This window comes from Streptomyces sp. SAS_270 (genome assembly GCF_052543295.1).
Window position 1 is genome coordinate 1 of record NZ_JBMNDS010000130.1, and the last position, 17,153, is coordinate 17,153.

Annotated in this window: 10 protein-coding genes; 7 read left to right on the forward strand and 3 right to left on the reverse strand. The window is 69.9% G+C overall.

Annotation, left to right across the window (positions count from 1 at the left end; translation table 11 throughout):
- Positions 1-89: 89 nt before the first annotated feature.
- Together ACN6LB_RS43790 and ACN6LB_RS43795 are read right to left on the reverse strand one after the other, a co-directional pair.
- The gene (locus tag ACN6LB_RS43790) at positions 90-1,292 is read right to left on the reverse strand and encodes a trypsin-like serine peptidase (RefSeq protein WP_445030781.1); all 1,203 of its coding nucleotides are present in this window, start codon (positions 1,290-1,292) and stop codon (positions 90-92) included.
- A 199-nt stretch (positions 1,293-1,491) separates the two neighbouring features.
- Positions 1,492-2,724 (reverse strand): trypsin-like serine peptidase, encoded by a 1,233-nt coding sequence (locus tag ACN6LB_RS43795; protein ID WP_445030782.1) that lies wholly within the window; start codon positions 2,722-2,724, stop codon positions 1,492-1,494.
- A 318-nt stretch (positions 2,725-3,042) separates the two neighbouring features.
- Between ACN6LB_RS43795 and ACN6LB_RS43800 the strand changes: the two genes are divergently transcribed.
- The 5 genes from ACN6LB_RS43800 (at position 3,043) to ACN6LB_RS43820 (ending at position 11,848) form a co-directional block, all read left to right on the forward strand.
- Positions 3,043-4,512: a diaminobutyrate--2-oxoglutarate transaminase family protein gene (locus tag ACN6LB_RS43800; RefSeq protein ID WP_445030783.1), complete on the forward strand. Its 1,470-nt coding sequence runs from the start codon at positions 3,043-3,045 to the stop codon at positions 4,510-4,512.
- 306 nt (positions 4,513-4,818) lie between these two features.
- Positions 4,819-6,816, forward strand: a complete 1,998-nt coding sequence (locus ACN6LB_RS43805; protein WP_445030784.1) for an IucA/IucC family protein — start codon at positions 4,819-4,821, stop codon at positions 6,814-6,816.
- A gap of 39 nt (positions 6,817-6,855) precedes the next feature.
- A complete protein-coding gene (locus tag ACN6LB_RS43810) occupies positions 6,856-7,761 on the forward strand; it encodes a GNAT family N-acetyltransferase (protein WP_445030785.1) in 906 nt (301 codons plus the stop codon).
- Between the two features lie 60 nt (positions 7,762-7,821).
- Positions 7,822-9,744 carry an IucA/IucC family protein gene (locus tag ACN6LB_RS43815; protein ID WP_445030786.1) on the forward strand — a complete coding sequence of 641 codons (1,923 nt, stop codon included), beginning with the start codon at positions 7,822-7,824 and terminating at the stop codon, positions 9,742-9,744.
- 88 nt (positions 9,745-9,832) lie between these two features.
- Positions 9,833-11,848, forward strand: coding sequence for an ATP-dependent DNA helicase (locus tag ACN6LB_RS43820; protein WP_445030787.1), 2,016 nt, complete (start codon positions 9,833-9,835; stop codon positions 11,846-11,848).
- Positions 11,849-12,062: 214 nt separating this feature from the next.
- On the opposite strand, the gene lexA is transcribed toward ACN6LB_RS43820, so the two are convergent.
- Entirely contained in the window at positions 12,063-12,842 is a 780-nt protein-coding gene (gene lexA / locus ACN6LB_RS43825; RefSeq protein WP_356136074.1) for a transcriptional repressor LexA, read from the reverse strand.
- Positions 12,843-13,359: 517 nt separating this feature from the next.
- On the opposite strand from lexA, the gene nrdR reads away from it, so the two are divergent.
- Positions 13,360-13,923 carry a transcriptional regulator NrdR gene (nrdR, locus tag ACN6LB_RS43830; protein ID WP_445030788.1) on the forward strand — a complete coding sequence of 188 codons (564 nt, stop codon included), beginning with the start codon at positions 13,360-13,362 and terminating at the stop codon, positions 13,921-13,923.
- 167 nt (positions 13,924-14,090) lie between these two features.
- Positions 14,091-17,018 carry a vitamin B12-dependent ribonucleotide reductase gene (locus ACN6LB_RS43835; RefSeq protein ID WP_445030789.1) on the forward strand — a complete coding sequence of 976 codons (2,928 nt, stop codon included), beginning with the start codon at positions 14,091-14,093 and terminating at the stop codon, positions 17,016-17,018.
- Positions 17,019-17,153: the final 135 nt, after the last annotated feature.

The following is a 17,153-nucleotide window of genomic DNA, read 5'->3' on the forward strand; positions in this document are numbered from 1 at the left end:
CCGATCTGCCCGCCCCCGTTCCAGGGGCGGGCCCTCACCTGCATGTGTACGGAGTCCCGGCCGCGGATACGGCCACCTGCCGGCGACGCCTACTGGCCGCCGTACTGCTCACTCATGTTGTTGTAGAGCGTCTGGGCGCCCTTGCCCAGCTGCGGGCCCGCGAGCCAGGTGTTGTCCGTCGGGCCGATCGACGTGTTCGAGACGAGCTTCGTCTCCCCGTCGACGACGCGGAACCAGCCGCCGCCGGACGAGCCGCCGGTCATGGTGCAGCCGATGCGGTACATCGTCGGCAGGGTCGCGTCCAGCGAGAGCCGGCCGGGCCGGTCGACGCACTTGAACATGCTGAGACCGTTGTACGGCGGCGCGGCCGGGTAGCCCCAGGCACCCATCGTGGCGACGTCCGACGCGGACGGCGCGGAGAAGTCCACGTCCAGCGCGTTGCCGACCGTCTCCTCCAGGGACTTCGTGCCCTGCTCCGGCTTCACGTGCAGCACGGCGTAGTCGTACGGCGCGCCCGCACCGCCCGTCTCGTCGCCGCCGGAGATCCACTGGTCGGAGGTGGTGGCCCAGTCCGCCCACCACTGACCGTACGGCGCGACCTCCGCCGCCGTCGCACCGCCGAGCTCCGCCTCGGACTTGCCGAGGTCGTTGTACGACGGGACGAAGGCGAGGTTGCGGTACCAGCCGCCGCTGCCACCCGCGTGCACACAGTGACCCGCGGTCCACACGAGGTTGGACTTGCCCGGGTGGTTGACGTCCTTGACGACCGTGCCGGAGCAGACCATCGAGCCCTCGGGGGAGTCGAAGAAGACCTTCCCGACCGGCGCGGCGTTCTCGTGGTACGGCGTCTTCTCCGCCTCGGCCTCGACCGGTGCGGGATCCGGGTCGCTGATCCCCTGGTCGGCCGAAGCGTCCTTCGCCGTGATCGTCTTGTTCGGGTCCTTGGCGGACTTCATCCGCTCGGGCTTCCAGAGCCCCTCGATCACCGGATTGACGAAGTCCTTGGCCTCACTGAGCCACTTGTCCTTGTCCCAGTTCTTCCAGCCGCCGTCCTCCCACTGGTCGACATCGATGCCGTGCTCCTTGAGCTTGTCGGCGATGTCGTCCGGGATCTTGATCTTGTCCTTGCCGGACGAGGACGAGGACGAGGCCGCGTCGGGCTTGTCACTCGCCTTGTCGTCACCGGAGTTGCAGGCGGTGGCGGTGAGCGCCAGGGCCGCGACGAGACCGGTGGCGGCGAGAACGGAGCGCCTGCGGTGCCTTCGTGTGGCGGACGTATGTAGGGAACGCATGCTGATGTAACCCCCGTTGGAGCGGTGTGTCATGTGCTGCCGGGCGGGGAAGCGGCTCGCGGAGAGCGGAACTCGATGGAACCCGCTCGAACGCGACACTTCCCCGCGCGCGGCAACCGGGGACGAACGGCGGTGGGGTGGTGAGCAAACCAGCGAGCCACCCCGCCACCGCCTGTCCTACCCTGCTACGTCCGCCGCGTCACTGACCGGCGAACTTCTTGCTCACCGAGTCGTAGATCCCCTTGGCCACCGGGCCCAGGTGCGGGCCGGCCAGCCAACCCGAACTGACCGGGCCGATCGACGTGTTGGACACCAGCGCGGGCTTGCCGTCCGACCCGGTCGCCACCCAGCCGCCGCCGGACGAACCGCCGGTCATGGTGCAGCCGATGCGGTACATCGTCGGGTCCGCCTTGGCGAGGGACAACCGCCCCGGCTTGTCTGTGCACTGGTACAGCTTCTGTCCGTCGAAGGGCGCCGCCGCCGGGTAACCGGTCGCCGTGATGCTCGTGACCTTCGGCACGGCCGGAGCGTTGAAGTTCACCGGGAGCGCCGAACCGACGGTCTCCTCCAGGGACTTGCCGCTACCGCCCTTCTCCGGCGTCACATGCAGCACCGAGAAGTCGTACGACGCGCCCTTGCCGCCCGTCGAACCGCCCTGCTCGATCCACTGGTCCGAGGTCTGCGCCCAGTCGCTCCACCAGACACCGTACGGAGCGACCTCCGCCTTGGTGGCCTTCTGCAGATCGGCGGCCGTCCTGCCGTCGTTGTTGTACGAGGGCACGAAGGCGATGTTGCGGTACCAGCCGCCCTTCTTGCCCGCGTGCACACAGTGGCCCGCCGTCCACACGAGGTTGGACTTGCCCGGGTGGGCGGGGTCCTCGACGACCGTCGCCGAGCAGACCATCGTGCCCTCGGGAGAGTCGAAGAAGACCTTGCCGGACTCGGCCGCGTTGTCGTGGTACGCGGTCTTCACGGCCTGTGCGGTCACCGACGCCGGGGTCGGGTCGGTGACGCCCTGGTCACCCGAGAGGTCGCTGTCGTCGACGCCCTTGTCCTTGTCGGGGTCGTCGGCGCCGCGCATCCGGTCCGGGTCCCACAGCCCCTTGATGATGGGGTTGATGTAGTCGTCGGCCTCGCGCAGCCAGTCGTCCTTGTCCCAGTTCTTCCAGGCGCCGTGCTTCCACTTGTCGATGTCGATCCCGTGCTCTTTGAGCTTGTTCTTGATGTCGTCCGGGATCTTGAACTTGCCGTTGTCCTGGGACGCGGACGCCGACGAGCCCGGCTCGCCGTCCGCCTTGTCGTCACCGGAGTTGCAGGCGGTGGCGGTCAGTGCGAGCGCCGCGGTCAGGCCGACGGCGGCCAGCACGGGGGAGGTTCTGCGACGCGCGCTCCTCCCTCGGCGAGCGGCGAAGAGCGGGCGTATCGATCGCATGGTGTGACTCCCCCTGGGCGTAAGTGAAATCAGCGCTGCCGCAGCAGCTCGGTGACCGCGGATGCCGGTCGGCCGGTGATCATTCGGTATCGCTGAACGGCACCAAAGACTATGCGGTCGCTGTGGGGGACTTCCGACGGAACGGCAACGGTTCCGTCACGGCAGGGATCTTCGGCCCACCACGGCAAGGATCTTCGGATGACCCGCTTCCCCGCGCGGGTCGCGTCGTTGGTACGTACGGGGGACCAGACGCATGCGTTCAGCGTGCGTCCTGCACCTCTGCCAACTCGCCCGGGGACAGCGGGAGGACCTGTAGTCGTGGCATTGACGGAGTCTGCGGTGGTGCCGGTGGGGCGTGAACCGGAGGAGAACCACGAAGGGGCGCGCGAGGGCGGGTCCGAGCGGGCGCGCGTGGCGCACGAAGGGATCCTGAAGCGCCAGTCGGCGCGCGAGTCGGCGGCGCGCACCTATGCGCGCGCCCTGCCCATCGTCCCCGTGCGGGCGCGTGGCCTGACGATCGAGGGCGCCGACGGGCGCCGCTACCTCGACTGCCTCTCCGGCGCAGGGACCCTGGCGCTCGGGCACAACCATCCGGTGGTCCTGGAGGCGATCAGAAACGTCCTCGATTCGGGTGCCCCACTGCACGTCCTCGACCTCGCCACCCCCGTCAAGGACGCCTTCATCACCGAGCTCTTCCACACGCTCCCCCCTCAGTTCGCCGAGCACGCGCGGGTCCAGTTCTGCGGACCGGCCGGGACGGACGCGGTCGAGGCCGCCTTCAAACTGGTGCGCGCGGCGACCGGGCGCAGCGGAATGCTCGCGTTCACCGGCGCGTACCACGGGATGACCGCGGGAGCGCTCGAAGCCTCCGGGGGAGCGCCCGACGTACGGGTCACGCGGCTGCCGTACCCGCAGGACTACCGCTGCCCGTACGGCATCGGCGGTGCCCGCGGTGCCGAACTCGCCGCACGCTGGACCGAGTCCGTGCTCGACGACACCAAGTCGGGCGTGGCGCGACCGGCCGGGATGATCCTCGAACCCGTCCAGGGCGAGGGCGGTGTGATTCCCGCCCCCGAGGACTGGATGCGCCGGATGCGCGAGATCACCGCGGCGCGGTCCATCCCGCTGATCGCGGACGAGGTCCAGACCGGGGTCGGCCGGACCGGCACCTTCTGGGCCGTGGAACACAGCGGGATCACACCGGACGTGATGGTCATGTCCAAGGCCATCGGCGGCAGCCTGCCACTGGCCGTCGTCGTCTACCGCGAGGACCTCGACGTCTGGGAACCGGGCGCGCACGCGGGTACGTTCCGGGGCAACCAGCTCGCCATGGCAGCGGGTACGGCGACTCTCGCGTACGTTCGCGAGAACCGTCTTGCCGAGCGTGCCGGAACGTTGGGCGCCCGGATGCTCGCCCAACTGCGGCTACTGGCCCATGAGTTCCCCTGCATCGGTGATGTGCGCGGCCGCGGGCTGATGATCGGCGTCGAGCTCGTCGACCCGGAGGCCGTCGCTGATTCCGTCGGCGGACCCCGACCGGCCGCGCCCGAACTGGCCGCCGCCGTCCAGCGGGAGTGCCTGGACCGCGGGCTGATCGTGGAACTGGGCGGGCGCCACGCGAGCGTGGTGCGCCTGCTCCCGCCGCTGACGATCAGCGACGAGCAGGCGAGCGCGGTGCTCGACCGGCTGTCGGACGCGGTCGCGGCGGCGGCCCGCGGGCCTGCGGGACACCCTGCGCCCCGCCGCCCCGACCGCACCGGCCCTGCCGAGCGCGGGCACGGCGGATGAGTGGGTGGCCGAGGCGCTGATGGGGACGGTGACGGGGTGCGTTGTGGCGACGTGCCGAGGAGCGCGACTTCGGTATGTCGGAACGCAGCGAGCGCGCGACGCCGAACCGTCGAGCCGCCGATGCGGCAGGCGACGAGAGGGCCCGACCCGGTCCTGGCCCCGCTCCGTTCGTTCACGCCGCGTCGACCCCTTACGCAGAGCAGGCCACGTACGCCGAGCAGACCAGGAACGCCCAACGGCAGCGCGCACGCCGGAACCCCCGCGCTCGTCGCCGCACGAGCCTGAACGACCTTACGAGGAACGCACTTGAACGCCACTCCCGCACCCAACGGCCGACCCCACACCCATGAGCGAGCGGCCGGCGGAGCACAGGCCCCGTTCGCGCCGGCGGCCGAGTCGGTCGTCCCCCGGCAGAAGGGAGGGGCAGGCGAGGCCGAGGGGTTGCGCGGCTGCACCGCCGACCTGCTGGAACATCCCGACGTGCAGACCGCTGCCCAGGCGGCAGCCGTCGAGAACCTGCTGCGCTGCTGGGTCCGGGAGAACGACCTTGCCGCCCCCGACGACGGCACCCTGCGCATCCCCCTGCCCGCCAGCGGCACGGCGCTGCTGGCACCCGTCCACTACTGGTCCCCGACCGGCTGGCACCGCTTCGGCCTCCCGTACCTCGCAGACGCTCCCGACGGGGCGCCGCCCGCCGACGCGGTCACAGTGGCGGCACTGCTCGCCCGGCAGGCCGCCTGGGCCGCGCCGACCACCGGACGGGGAGCTCCGCCCGTCACGGTCCAGGAGGGCACGGCGAGCCACTCGGAGCGTGGGCCGCAGCCCGACCCCGGCGATGACGGCGCCGACGTCGTGGGACGAGTGGCCGACTCCGTCCGCCGCACCGCCCTGTTCATCCGCGACCGGCGAGAACGGCCCGTCGACGGAGCCGACCTCTTTCTCGCCGCCGAGCAGTCGCTCGTGCTAGGCCATCCGCAGCACCCCACACCGAAAAGCCGCGAGGGACTCTCGACAGCCGAAGCCCACCTGTATTCACCGGAGTTGCGAGGCTCCTTCCCGCTGCACTGGATGGCCGTCGCCCCGTCGGCGCTCGCGGCCGACTCGGCGTGGACGGAACGCGGTCGCCCCGTCGCCGCGGAACAACTCACGGAACGGCTGGCCGGAACCGGCCTCCCGCTGCCCGACGGATACGCCGTCCTGCCCCTGCATCCCTGGCAGATGCGTGAAGTCCTGCACCGCCCCGAGGCCGCGGCCCTGCTCGACGCCGGGCTGCTGCGCGACCTCGGCCCGCACGGCGCTTGCTGGCACCCGACCTCCTCCGTCCGCACCGTCTACCGCACCGGTGCCCCCGCGATGCTGAAACTGTCACTGGGCCTGCGCATCACCAACTCCCGCCGTGAGAACCTCCGCAAGGAACTCCACCGGGGCGTGGAGGTCCACCGCCTGCTGCGCAGCGGCCTGTCCAAGCAGTGGCAGGCCGTCCACCCGGGCTTCGACATCGTCCGCGACCCGGCGTGGCTCGCCGTGGACGACCCGGAGGGCCGGCCCCTGCCCGGGCTCGACGTGGTGATCCGCCACAATCCGTTCGGTCCGACGGACGACGCCACATGCGTCGCGGGGCTCGTGTCGCCACGCCCCCACGCCCAGCCGGGCGCACGGGACCGGACCGAGGACAGGCCGGTCATGCGATCCCGGCTCGCCGAGATCGTCACGCGCCTCGCGGGCCGTACCGGCCGCCCCCGCGGCGCTGTCGCGGCCGAGTGGTTCCTGCGCTACCTGGAGCAGGTCGTACGCCCTGTGCTCTGGCTCGACAGCGAGGCCGGGATCGCGCTGGAAGCCCACCAGCAGAACACCCTGCTGCTGCTGGACTCGGAGGGCTGGCCCGCGGGCGGCCGCTACCGCGACAACCAGGGGTACTACTTCCGCTCCTCACGCCGCGCGGAACTCGACTCCCGACTGCCCGGCATCGGGGACCACAGCGACACCTTCGTCTCCGACGAGGTCACCGACGAACGCTTCGCGTACTACCTCGCCATCAACAACGTGCTCGGTCTCGTCGGCGCGTTCGGCTCCCAACGCCTCGCCGACGAGCGGCTGCTGCTGGCCGCATTCCGCCGCTTCCTCTCCGATGTCGCCACCGGCCCGGCACGCCTGCGTACGTCCCTGCCCGCCCACCTGCTCGATTCGCCCATCCTGCGCTGCAAGGCCAACCTGCTGACCCGACTGCACGGCCTCGACGAGCTCGTCGGCCCGGTCGACACCCAGTCCGTCTACGTCACCATCGCCAACCCCCTTCATTCCTGAGGAACATGACCCACCCCGTCTCCTGAGAGGAGCGTCGCCGTGCCTCCCACCGATGCGAGCACCGACGCCGGTACCGCCCCCGTTCCCGCACTCGACGCGGGCCCCGGCCCGAACACGGACTGCGAGGAAACGCTGGACCTGCGTCTGCCCGACGAGCTCGTCGCGCTTTTCGCGAGAGAATCGGGGGCATACGGCGAGGCCACGGACGAACACGGCGCGGACACGGGCAGCGGCACCGGCACTGGCGCGGTCACGGAGGCCTCCACTCCGCTCCCACCGGTTTCCACAGCGCCCACAGCGGACTCCGCCCCTCCCGCAACGGACACCGCTCCGCTCGTGCCGACCGACACTCACCGCACTCCCGCTGTCAACGGTGACCTGCTGGACAGCGTCGGTGACTGGGGGCCCACAGCCACCCCGGTGGGTGTCTTCCGCCTCGTCCCCGTACGCGCCGAACGGGATGTCCCGCTCATCGCCCGCTGGATGAACGATCCCGCTGTCGCGGCGTTCTGGGAGCTGGCGGGGTCCGAGTCGGTGTCCGAGGAGCATCTGCGGCGGCAGCTCGACGGGGACGGTCGCAGCGTGCCCTGCCTCGGCGTGCTGGACGGCACACCGATGAGCTACTGGGAGATCTACCGCGCGGACCTCGACCTCCTTGCCCGCCACTACCCGGCTCGACCGCACGACACCGGAATCCACCTCCTCATCGGTGGTGTCGCCAACCGCGGGCGCGGACTGGGCTCCGCCCTGCTCCGAGCCGTCTCCGACCTCGTACTCGACAGGCGTCCGACGTGCGCACGCGTCGTCGCGGAACCCGACCTTCGCAACACCCCCTCCATCGCCGCATTTCTGAGTGCCGGCTTCCGGTTCTCCGCCGAGGTCGACCTTCCCGAGAAGAAGGCAGCCCTCATGGTCCGAGACCGGGCCCTGCGCGATCTGTTGTAGCGCCGTCACAATCTGTAACTCCGAACGACCCGATCCGGTTCCCCGTCGAGGAGCGCCTCCGTGCCGAATCCATCCGCCACCCCGGCCTTCGGGGCGTCGCCCGCTCTGTACGACCCGTCTGAGCTGCGCGAAGAGCGATGGGAACAGGCCGGACGCCGACTGCTCGCCAAGATGATCGGCGAGTTCGCATACGAGGAGATCGTCCAGCCGGAGCCGGAGCCGGAGCCGGAGCCGGAGCCGGAGCCGCAGGAGCAAGGGGAGGGGCAGGCGAGGCCGAGGTCAGCGTCCTCCCCGGCCGGCGCACAACCGGACAACTCCCCGACCTCTCGCCCGTACACGCTTCGCCTCGACGCCGGAGGCCACCTCGCCTTTCGCGCCCGCCGAACCGCGTACGACAGCTGGCGCGTCGACCCCGCGTCTCTCACCCTTACCGAGCCCGGTGAAGAGCCGCGCCCCTTCACCGATCCGCTCGGCTTCCTGATCCGGGCCCGCGGCACACTGGGGCTGGACGGAGCGACGCTCGGGCACGTCATCCGGGAGCTGAGCACCACGCTCGCCGCGGACACCCGACTCGATGACACCGCGCTCCCGGCAGCCCGGCTCGCCGAGCTCGGCTACGCGGAACTGGAAGGCCACCAGACCGGCCACCCCTGGATCGTGCTCAACAAGGGCCGCCTCGGCTTCTCGGCGAGGGACATCGCCGACTGGGCGCCGGAGGCGCGAAGGCCGACCGCCCTGCCGTGGATCGCTGTGCACACCGCGCTCGCCACCTACCGTGGCGTACCGGGCCTCGACACCGCTGACGAGCTCTACGCGCGCGAGCTCGCTCCCGCCACCCGGGAGTCCTTCGACGAGGTGCTCCGCACACGGGGCCTCGCGCCGGAGTCGTATCTCTATCTGCCCGTGCACCCCTGGCAGTGGGACGACGTCGTCCTGCCTCTCTTCGCCCCCTCGGTGGCGGCGGGCGTGATCGTTCCGCTGCACTCGGACGGTGATCTGCGGCTGGCCCAGCAGTCGATCCGCACGTTCCTCAACACCTCCCGCCCCGACCGGCACACGGTGAAGCTGCCGCTGTCCGTCCTGAACACCCTGGTGTGGCGCGGCCTTCCGACGGAGCGGACGCTCGCGGCCCCCGCCGTCACCAGGTGGATGCACGCGGTGCGCGACGCAGACCCCTTCCTGCGCGACGCCTGCGCCGTGATCCTGCTCGGCGAGGTCGCCTCGGTGGCCGTGGGACATCCCGAGTACGACGCACTGCCCGAAGTGCCCTACCAGTACAAGGAGCTGCTCGGAGCGATCTGGCGGGAGCCGCTCTCCCGTCATCTGGCGCCCGGCGAACGCGCGCGCACGCTCGCCGCACTCCTGCACACCGACCCCGACGGCCGCGCCTTCACCGCCGAGCTGGTCGCCCGCTCGGGGCTCACGTCCAGAGCATGGCTGCGCCGGCTGTTCGCCGCCCTGCTGCCGCCGCTGCTGCACTTCCTCTATCGCTACGGCACTGTGTTCAGTCCCCATGGAGAGAACGCGATCGTTGTCTTCGACGACCATGACGTGCCGGTACGGCTCGCGGTCAAGGACTTCGTGGACGACGTCAATGTGAGCGCGGATCCGTTGCCGGAGCACGCGTCCATGCCGGACGACGTACGGAACGTTCTCCTCACCGAGCCGCCCGCGTTCCTGCCGCAGTTCATCCATTCCGGGCTCTTCGTAGGAGTGTTCCGCTATCTCGCGCCCCTGTGCGAAGAGCAGCTGGGGGTTCCGGAGGCCGAATTCTGGACGCTCGTCCGTGCGGAGATCGTTCGCCACCAGGCACGCTTCCCCGAGCTCAAGGAGCGCTACGAGACGTTCGACCTGCTCGCTCCGCGCATCGAGCGGCTCTGCCTGAACCGCAACCGGCTGCACCTCGACGGCTACCGCGACCGCCCCCAGCGCCCGCACGCCGCCGTCCACGGCACCGTCCCGAACCCCCTCCACCAGCCTTGATCACACCGGACGCGCACGTCTTGATCGCATCCCCCTCCGCCGCCTTGATCGCCCGATTGTCAGTCCTGACCCGTAGGGTGGTCGCGCTATGACGAAGCCCTCACTCCCCGAACTCCTGCATGCTGCCGTCACTGCCGTCGGCGGTACGGAGCGCCCTGGCCAGGTGACCATGGCCGAAGCCGTCGAGGCCGCGATCGACGACAGTTCCCATCTGCTGATCCAGGCGGGCACCGGCACCGGAAAGTCCCTCGGCTACCTGGTGCCCGCGCTCGCGCACGGGGAGCGCGTCGTCGTGGCGACCGCCACCCTCGCGCTGCAGCGGCAGCTCGTCGAGCGGGATCTCCCGCGCACGGTCGACGCGCTGCATCCACTGCTGCGTCGCCGCCCCGAGTTCGCGATGCTCAAGGGCCGGTCGAACTATCTGTGCCTGCACCGGCTGCACGAGGGCATGCCGCAGGACGAGGAGGAGGGCCTCTTCGACCAGTTCGAGGCGGCCGCGCCCACCAGCAAGCTCGGCCAGGACCTGCTGCGGCTGCGGGACTGGTCGGACGAGACGGAGACCGGCGACCGCGACAACCTCACCCCGGGCGTGTCCGACCGCGCCTGGGCCCAGGTGTCGGTGTCGTCCCGGGAGTGCCTGGGCGCCACGAAGTGCGCGTACGGCGCGGAGTGCTTCGCCGAGATGGCCCGCGAACGCGCCAAGCTCGCCGAGGTCGTCGTCACCAACCACGCGCTGCTCGCGATCGACGCCATCGAGGGCGCGCCGGTTCTCCCCCAGCACGAAGTGCTGATCGTCGACGAGGCGCATGAGCTGGTCTCCCGCGTCACCGGCGTCGCGACCGGCGAGCTCACCCCCGGCCAGGTCAACCGAGCCGTGCGCCGAGCCGCGAAGCTCGCCAACGAGAAGGCCGCGGACCAGCTCCAGACCGCTGCCGAGGGCTTTGAGCGGGTCATGGAGCTGGCGCTGCCCGGCCGCCTGGAGGAGATCCCGGAGGACCTCGGGTACGCGCTGATGGCGCTGCGCGACGCCGCCCGTACGGTGATCTCCGCGATCGGTGCCACACGCGACAAGTCCGTCCAGGACGAGGACGCGGTCCGCAAGCAGGCGCTCGCCTCGGTGGAGTCGGTGCACGATGTGGCGGAGCGGATCACCAACGGCTCCGAGTGGGACGTCGTCTGGTACGAACGGCACGACCGTTTCGGGGCCTCGCTGCGGGTCGCCCCCATGTCCGTGTCGGGGCTTCTGCGCGAGAAGCTCTTCTCCGACCGCTCCGTCGTCCTGACCTCCGCGACGCTGAAGCTCGGCGGTGACTTCAACGGGGTGGGGGCGTCGCTGGGGCTTGCCCCCGAGGGCACGGAGGGCGACGACCTGCCGCAGTGGAAGGGCCTCGACGTCGGCTCGCCCTTCGACTACCCCAGGCAGGGCATCCTCTACGTGGCCAAGCACCTGTCGCGCCCCGCGCGGGACGGTGACCGTACCGACATGCTGGACGAACTCACCGAGCTGATCCAGGCGGCCGGCGGACGCACCCTCGGCCTGTTCTCCTCCATGCGTGCGGCTCAGCTCGCCGCCGACGAGCTGCGCACCCGCATTCCCGAGTTCCCGATCCTCCTCCAGGGTGAGGAGACGCTCGGGGAGCTGATCAAGAACTTCGCGGCCGATCCGAAGACGTGTCTCTTCGGCACGCTGTCGCTCTGGCAGGGCGTGGACGTCCCGGGCCCCAGCTGCCAGCTGGTCGTCATGGACAAGATCCCCTTCCCGCGCCCCGACGACCCCCTGATGAGCGCCCGCCAGAAAGCCGTCGAGGACGCGGGAGGCAACGGCTTCATGGCCGTCGCCGCCACCCATGCGGCGCTTCTGATGGCCCAGGGCGCCGGCCGCCTCGTACGGGCGACGGGGGACCGAGGCGTCGTGGCGGTGCTGGATCAGCGGCTGGCCACGGCCCGGTACGGCAGCTATCTGAAGGCGTCCCTGCCCGACTTCTGGTTCACGACTGACCGCAACCAGGTACGGAGATCGCTCTCCGCGATCGATGAGATGGCGCGGAAGACGGAGGATGCGGGAGGCGCGGCGGAGGCAGAGGCGGAGGCGGAGGAGGCGTAGGCCTCCCCGTCAGAAGGCCCCCGGCCTCGTGGGCCGCAGGCCCCGCAGTGCCGCGCACAAAAACCGCCCTCAGGGACGCGCACAAAGACCGAAGGGGCCTTGGGCAGCGCAACCGCCGCCCAAGACCCCCGGCCATACAACGCACAGGGCCCCGGAACCGGCGCAGTTGGTTCCGGGGCCCGGTCTGGGGCGGGCGTCGGCCCGCCGCGGGCTGTCAGATCCGCCGGAGCACCGCGACGACCTTGCCGAGGATGGTCGCCTCGTCACCGGGAATCGGCTGGTACGCGGAGTTGTGGGGCAGCAGCCACACGTGGCCGTCCTCGCGCTTGAAGCGCTTGACCGTGGCCTCGCCGTCCAGCATCGCGGCCACGATGTCGCCGTTCTCCGCGACCGGCTGGCGGCGGACCGTCACCCAGTCCCCGTCGCAGATCGCGGCCTCGATCATCGAGTCACCGACGACCTTGAGGACGAACAGCTCGCCGTCGCCGACGAGCTGGCGGGGAAGCGGGAAGACGTCCTCGACCGACTCCTCGGCGAGGATCGGTCCACCGGCGGCGATACGGCCGACGAGCGGGACGTACGACGCGGCCGGCTTGCCCGCCGTGTCGGTGGGCTGTGCGGAGGACTGGTCGCTGCCGCGGACCTCGTACGCGCGCGGGCGGTGCGGGTCGCGGCGCAGGAAGCCCTTGCGTTCCAGCGCCATCAGCTGGTGTGCGACCGAGGACGTGCTGGAGAGGCCCACGGCCTGTCCGATCTCACGCATCGACGGCGGGTAGCCCCGCCGCTGCACGGAGTCCCTGATGACCTCGATCACCCGGCGCTGCCGGTCGGTGAGTCCGGTGCTGTCGGCCCGGATGCCTGGAGGTCGGCCGGGCAGGGAGCGCTTGGGCCCCTCGTGATTCATGGCTGCTTCGTTCATCGCATGCACCGGCTCGAGTCGGCCCTGGGAGCGGTCCTGGGCAGTGATGGTGGCGCTGTCTGCGGTGGTGGTCACGTCGGCCCCTCTCGATGGTCTCCCTGCTGGACAACGGTAGTTGCTTTCGAAAGGTTGCGCCAAACACACGTTCGAGTGAAAAACCGTGGATTGTCTGACGTGATCAAGCGCCTGGGTGTATGGCTGACGAAGTGTCCGGCGGACAAAAGGGCGTATTGCTGTACTCTTCACCGCCGGAGCGATGGCCTTGTGGGCCCACGCGGGTGGAGGCCAGTCTGCCATCAGCCGCCCCGTCGATCGGGGACCGGCCCCCTGTCGTGCCGCGTCCACCGTATCCTCGTCCGGCCCGGCAGCGGTATGGCCGCGTGGCACATGCCAATCCCGGTGCGACACGCGTGTCGTTGGTGAATTTCCGGGCCGATCCCCATATCTAGTGGTTGGATTGCGACAGCAGCCCAGAAGTTGTGGTCCCCCTGTCCTCCAGGTCCTCGACCATCGCCTATGCTTGGGGCTGCTTCGAGGGGCCCAAGGGGCCTTACGAGGCTATTGAGTCGTGCTGTGAAGGAGGGTTGGAGCCATGCACTGCCCCTTCTGCAGGCACCCCGACAGCCGCGTCGTCGACAGTCGTACGACGGATGACGGCACGTCGATCCGCAGGCGCCGCCAGTGTCCCGACTGCTCCCGTCGTTTCACGACCGTGGAGACGTGCTCGCTGATGGTGGTGAAGCGCTCCGGCGTGACCGAGCCCTTCAGCCGTACCAAGGTCATCAACGGCGTACGCAAGGCATGCCAGGGGCGGCCTGTCACCGAGGACGCGCTCGCCCAGCTCGGCCAGCGGGTCGAGGAAGCGGTGCGCGCCACCGGAAGCGCCGAACTGACCACCCACGACGTGGGTCTGGCCATACTCGGCCCGTTGCAGGAACTCGACCTCGTCGCGTTTCTGCGTTTCGCGTCCGTGTACCGGGCGTTCGACTCGCTCGATGATTTCGAGGCCGCCATCGCGGAACTCAGGGACGAAACGGGGCGGCGTCCCGCCGTGGACGACGAGGACCACGAAGACGCTGTCGCGGAGCGCCCGGAAAGCGACCGCGGGTCCGGAGGGACTGCTCAGGTCCCCGTGCCCGCCGGCGCCGCCGACTGACCGGCGGGCCGGGCCCGGACGGACAGTCCGGCCCCGGCCCACCGGCGGCGACCACAGACCTGCTGAGGGAGGCCGCGTTTCTGCGGCTCTCGCAGTACCAGACACACACCGTGCCATGGGAAGAACATGGCACTTCAGGGCGTTTTAGCCTGATACAGGGAGGCGGCATGACAGAGACGGCGAGCGGTCCGGCACGAGGTTCCCGCGCGAAGAGCGGAGCCAAGGCCAGCAAGGGACTGCGCATCGAGCGCATCCACACCACCCCTGGCGTGCATCCGTACGACGAGGTGGAGTGGGAGCGCCGTGACGTCGTCATGACCAACTGGCGCGACGGCTCGGTCAACTTCGAGCAGCGTGGCGTCGAGTTCCCCGGCTTCTGGTCGGTGAACGCGGTCAACATCGTCACCAGTAAGTACTTCCGCGGTGCCGTCGGCACCCCGCAGCGAGAGGTGAGCCTCAAGCAGCTCATCGACCGCATCGTGAAGACGTACCGGAAGGCCGGTGAGGACTACAAGTACTTCGCCTCGCCCGCCGACGCCGAGATCTTCGAGCACGAGCTGGCGTACGCCCTCCTGCACCAGATCTTCAGCTTCAACAGCCCGGTCTGGTTCAACGTCGGGACCCCCCAGCCCCAGCAGGTCTCCGCCTGCTTCATCCTGGCCGTCGACGACTCCATGGAGTCGATCCTCGACTGGTACAAGGAAGAGGGCATGATCTTCAAGGGCGGCTCCGGCGCCGGCCTGAACCTCTCCCGTATCCGCTCCTCCAAGGAGCTCCTGTCCTCCGGCGGCAACGCCTCCGGCCCGGTCTCCTTCATGCGCGGTGCCGACGCCTCCGCAGGAACGATCAAGTCGGGTGGCGCCACGCGTCGCGCCGCCAAGATGGTCATCCTCGACGTCGACCACCCCGACATCGAGGACTTCATCCAGACCAAGGTGAAGGAAGAGGAGAAGATCCGCGCCCTGCGTGACGCGGGCTTCGACATGGACCTGGGCGGCGACGACATCACGTCCGTCCAGTACCAGAACGCCAACAACTCGGTCCGCGTGAACGACACCTTCATGAAGGCGGTCGAGGAGGGCGGCAAGTTCGGCCTCACCTCCCGCATGACCGGCGAGGTCATCGAGGAGGTCGACGCCAAGTCGCTCTTCCGCAAGATGGCCGAGGCGGCCTGGGCCTGCGCCGACCCGGGCATCCAGTACGACGACACGATCAACCAGTGGCACACGTGCCCGGAGTCCGGCCGTATCAACGGCTCGAACCCCTGCAGCGAGTACATGCACCTGGACAACACGTCCTGCAACCTGGCCTCGCTGAACCTGATGAAGTTCCTCAAGGACGACGGCCTCGGCCACCAGTCCTTCGACGCGGAGCGCTTCTCGAAGGTCGTCGAGCTCGTCATCACCGCGATGGACATCTCCATCTGCTTCGCGGACTTCCCGACCCAGAAGATCGGCGAGAACACCCGCGCCTTCCGCCAGCTCGGCATCGGCTACGCCAACCTCGGCGCCCTGCTGATGGCGACCGGCCACGCGTACGACTCGAACGGCGGCCGCGCCCTGGCCGGCGCCATCACCTCGCTGATGACGGGTACGTCGTACAAGCGTTCCGCCGAACTCGCCGCGGTCGTCGGCGCGTACGACGGCTACGCCCGCAACGCGCAGCCTCACCAGCGCGTCATGAAGCAGCACTCCGACGCCAACGCCGTGGCCGTCCGCATGGACGACCTGGACACGCCGATCTGGGCCGCCGCCACGGAGGCCTGGCAGGACGTGCTCCGCCTCGGCGAGAAGAACGGCTTCCGCAACTCGCAGGCGTCCGTCATCGCCCCGACCGGCACCATCGGTCTTGCGATGTCCTGCGACACCACCGGCCTTGAGCCCGACCTCGCGCTGGTCAAGTTCAAGAAGCTGGTCGGCGGCGGCTCGATGCAGATCGTCAACGGCACCGTTCCGCAGGCCCTGCGCCGCCTGGGTTACCAGGAGGAGCAGATCGAGGCGGTCGTCGCCCACATCGCCGAGAACGGCAACGTGATCGACGCCCCCGGTCTCAAGCACGAGCACTACGAGGTCTTCGACTGCGCCATGGGCGAGCGCTCCATCTCCGCGATGGGCCACGTCCGCATGATGGCCGCGATCCAGCCGTGGATCTCCGGCGCGCTCTCCAAGACGGTCAACCTGCCGGAGACGGCGACCGTCGAGGACGTCGAAGAGGTCTACTTCGAGGCGTGGAAGATGGGCGTCAAGGCGCTCGCCATCTACCGCGACAACTGCAAGGTCGGCCAGCCCCTCTCCGCCAAGACCAAGGAGAAGGAGAAGGTCGAGGTCACCGCGAAGGCCGAGACGGAGATCCGCAAGGCCGTCGAGAAGGTCGTCGAGTACCGCCCGGTCCGCAAGCGCCTCCCCAAGGGCCGTCCCGGCATCACGACGTCCTTCACGGTCGGCGGCGCAGAGGGCTACATGACCGCCAACTCCTACCCGGACGACGGTCTCGGCGAGGTCTTCCTGAAGATGTCGAAGCAGGGTTCGACCCTCGCGGGCATGATGGACGCCTTCTCGATCGCCGTGTCGGTGGGTCTGCAGTACGGCGTGCCCCTGGAGACGTACGTCTCGAAGTTCACGAACATGCGCTTCGAGCCGGCCGGCATGACGGACGACCCGGACGTGCGGATGGCGCAGTCGATCGTCGACTACATCTTCCGCCGCCTGGCGCTGGACTTCCTGCCCTTCGAGACCCGCTCCGCGCTCGGCATCCACTCCGCCGAGGAGCGCCAGCGTCACCTGGAGACCGGTTCGTACGAGCCCTCCATGGACGACGAGGACGTCGACGTCGAGGGTCTGGCTCAGTCCGCGCCCCGTGCGCAGGAGCGGTCCGCCCCCCGTGCGCAGGAGCTGAAGGCCGTCGCCGCGCCGAAGGCCGAGGTCGAGGCGGCCAAGCCGGCCCCCCAGCAGGCGCACACCAGCGCCGAGCTGGTGGAGATGCAGCTGGGCATCCAGGCGGACGCTCCGCTGTGCTTCTCCTGCGGTACGAAGATGCAGCGGGCCGGTTCCTGCTACATCTGCGAGGGCTGCGGTTCGACCAGCGGTTGCAGCTGAATCTGAACGGCCACCGGTCATCATGAACTGACCGGTCGGGGGGGGGGGGGGGGGGGGGGGGGGGGGGGGGGGGGGGGGGGGGGGGGGGGGGGGGGGGGGGGGGGGGGGGGGGGGGGGGGGGGGGGGGGGGGGGGG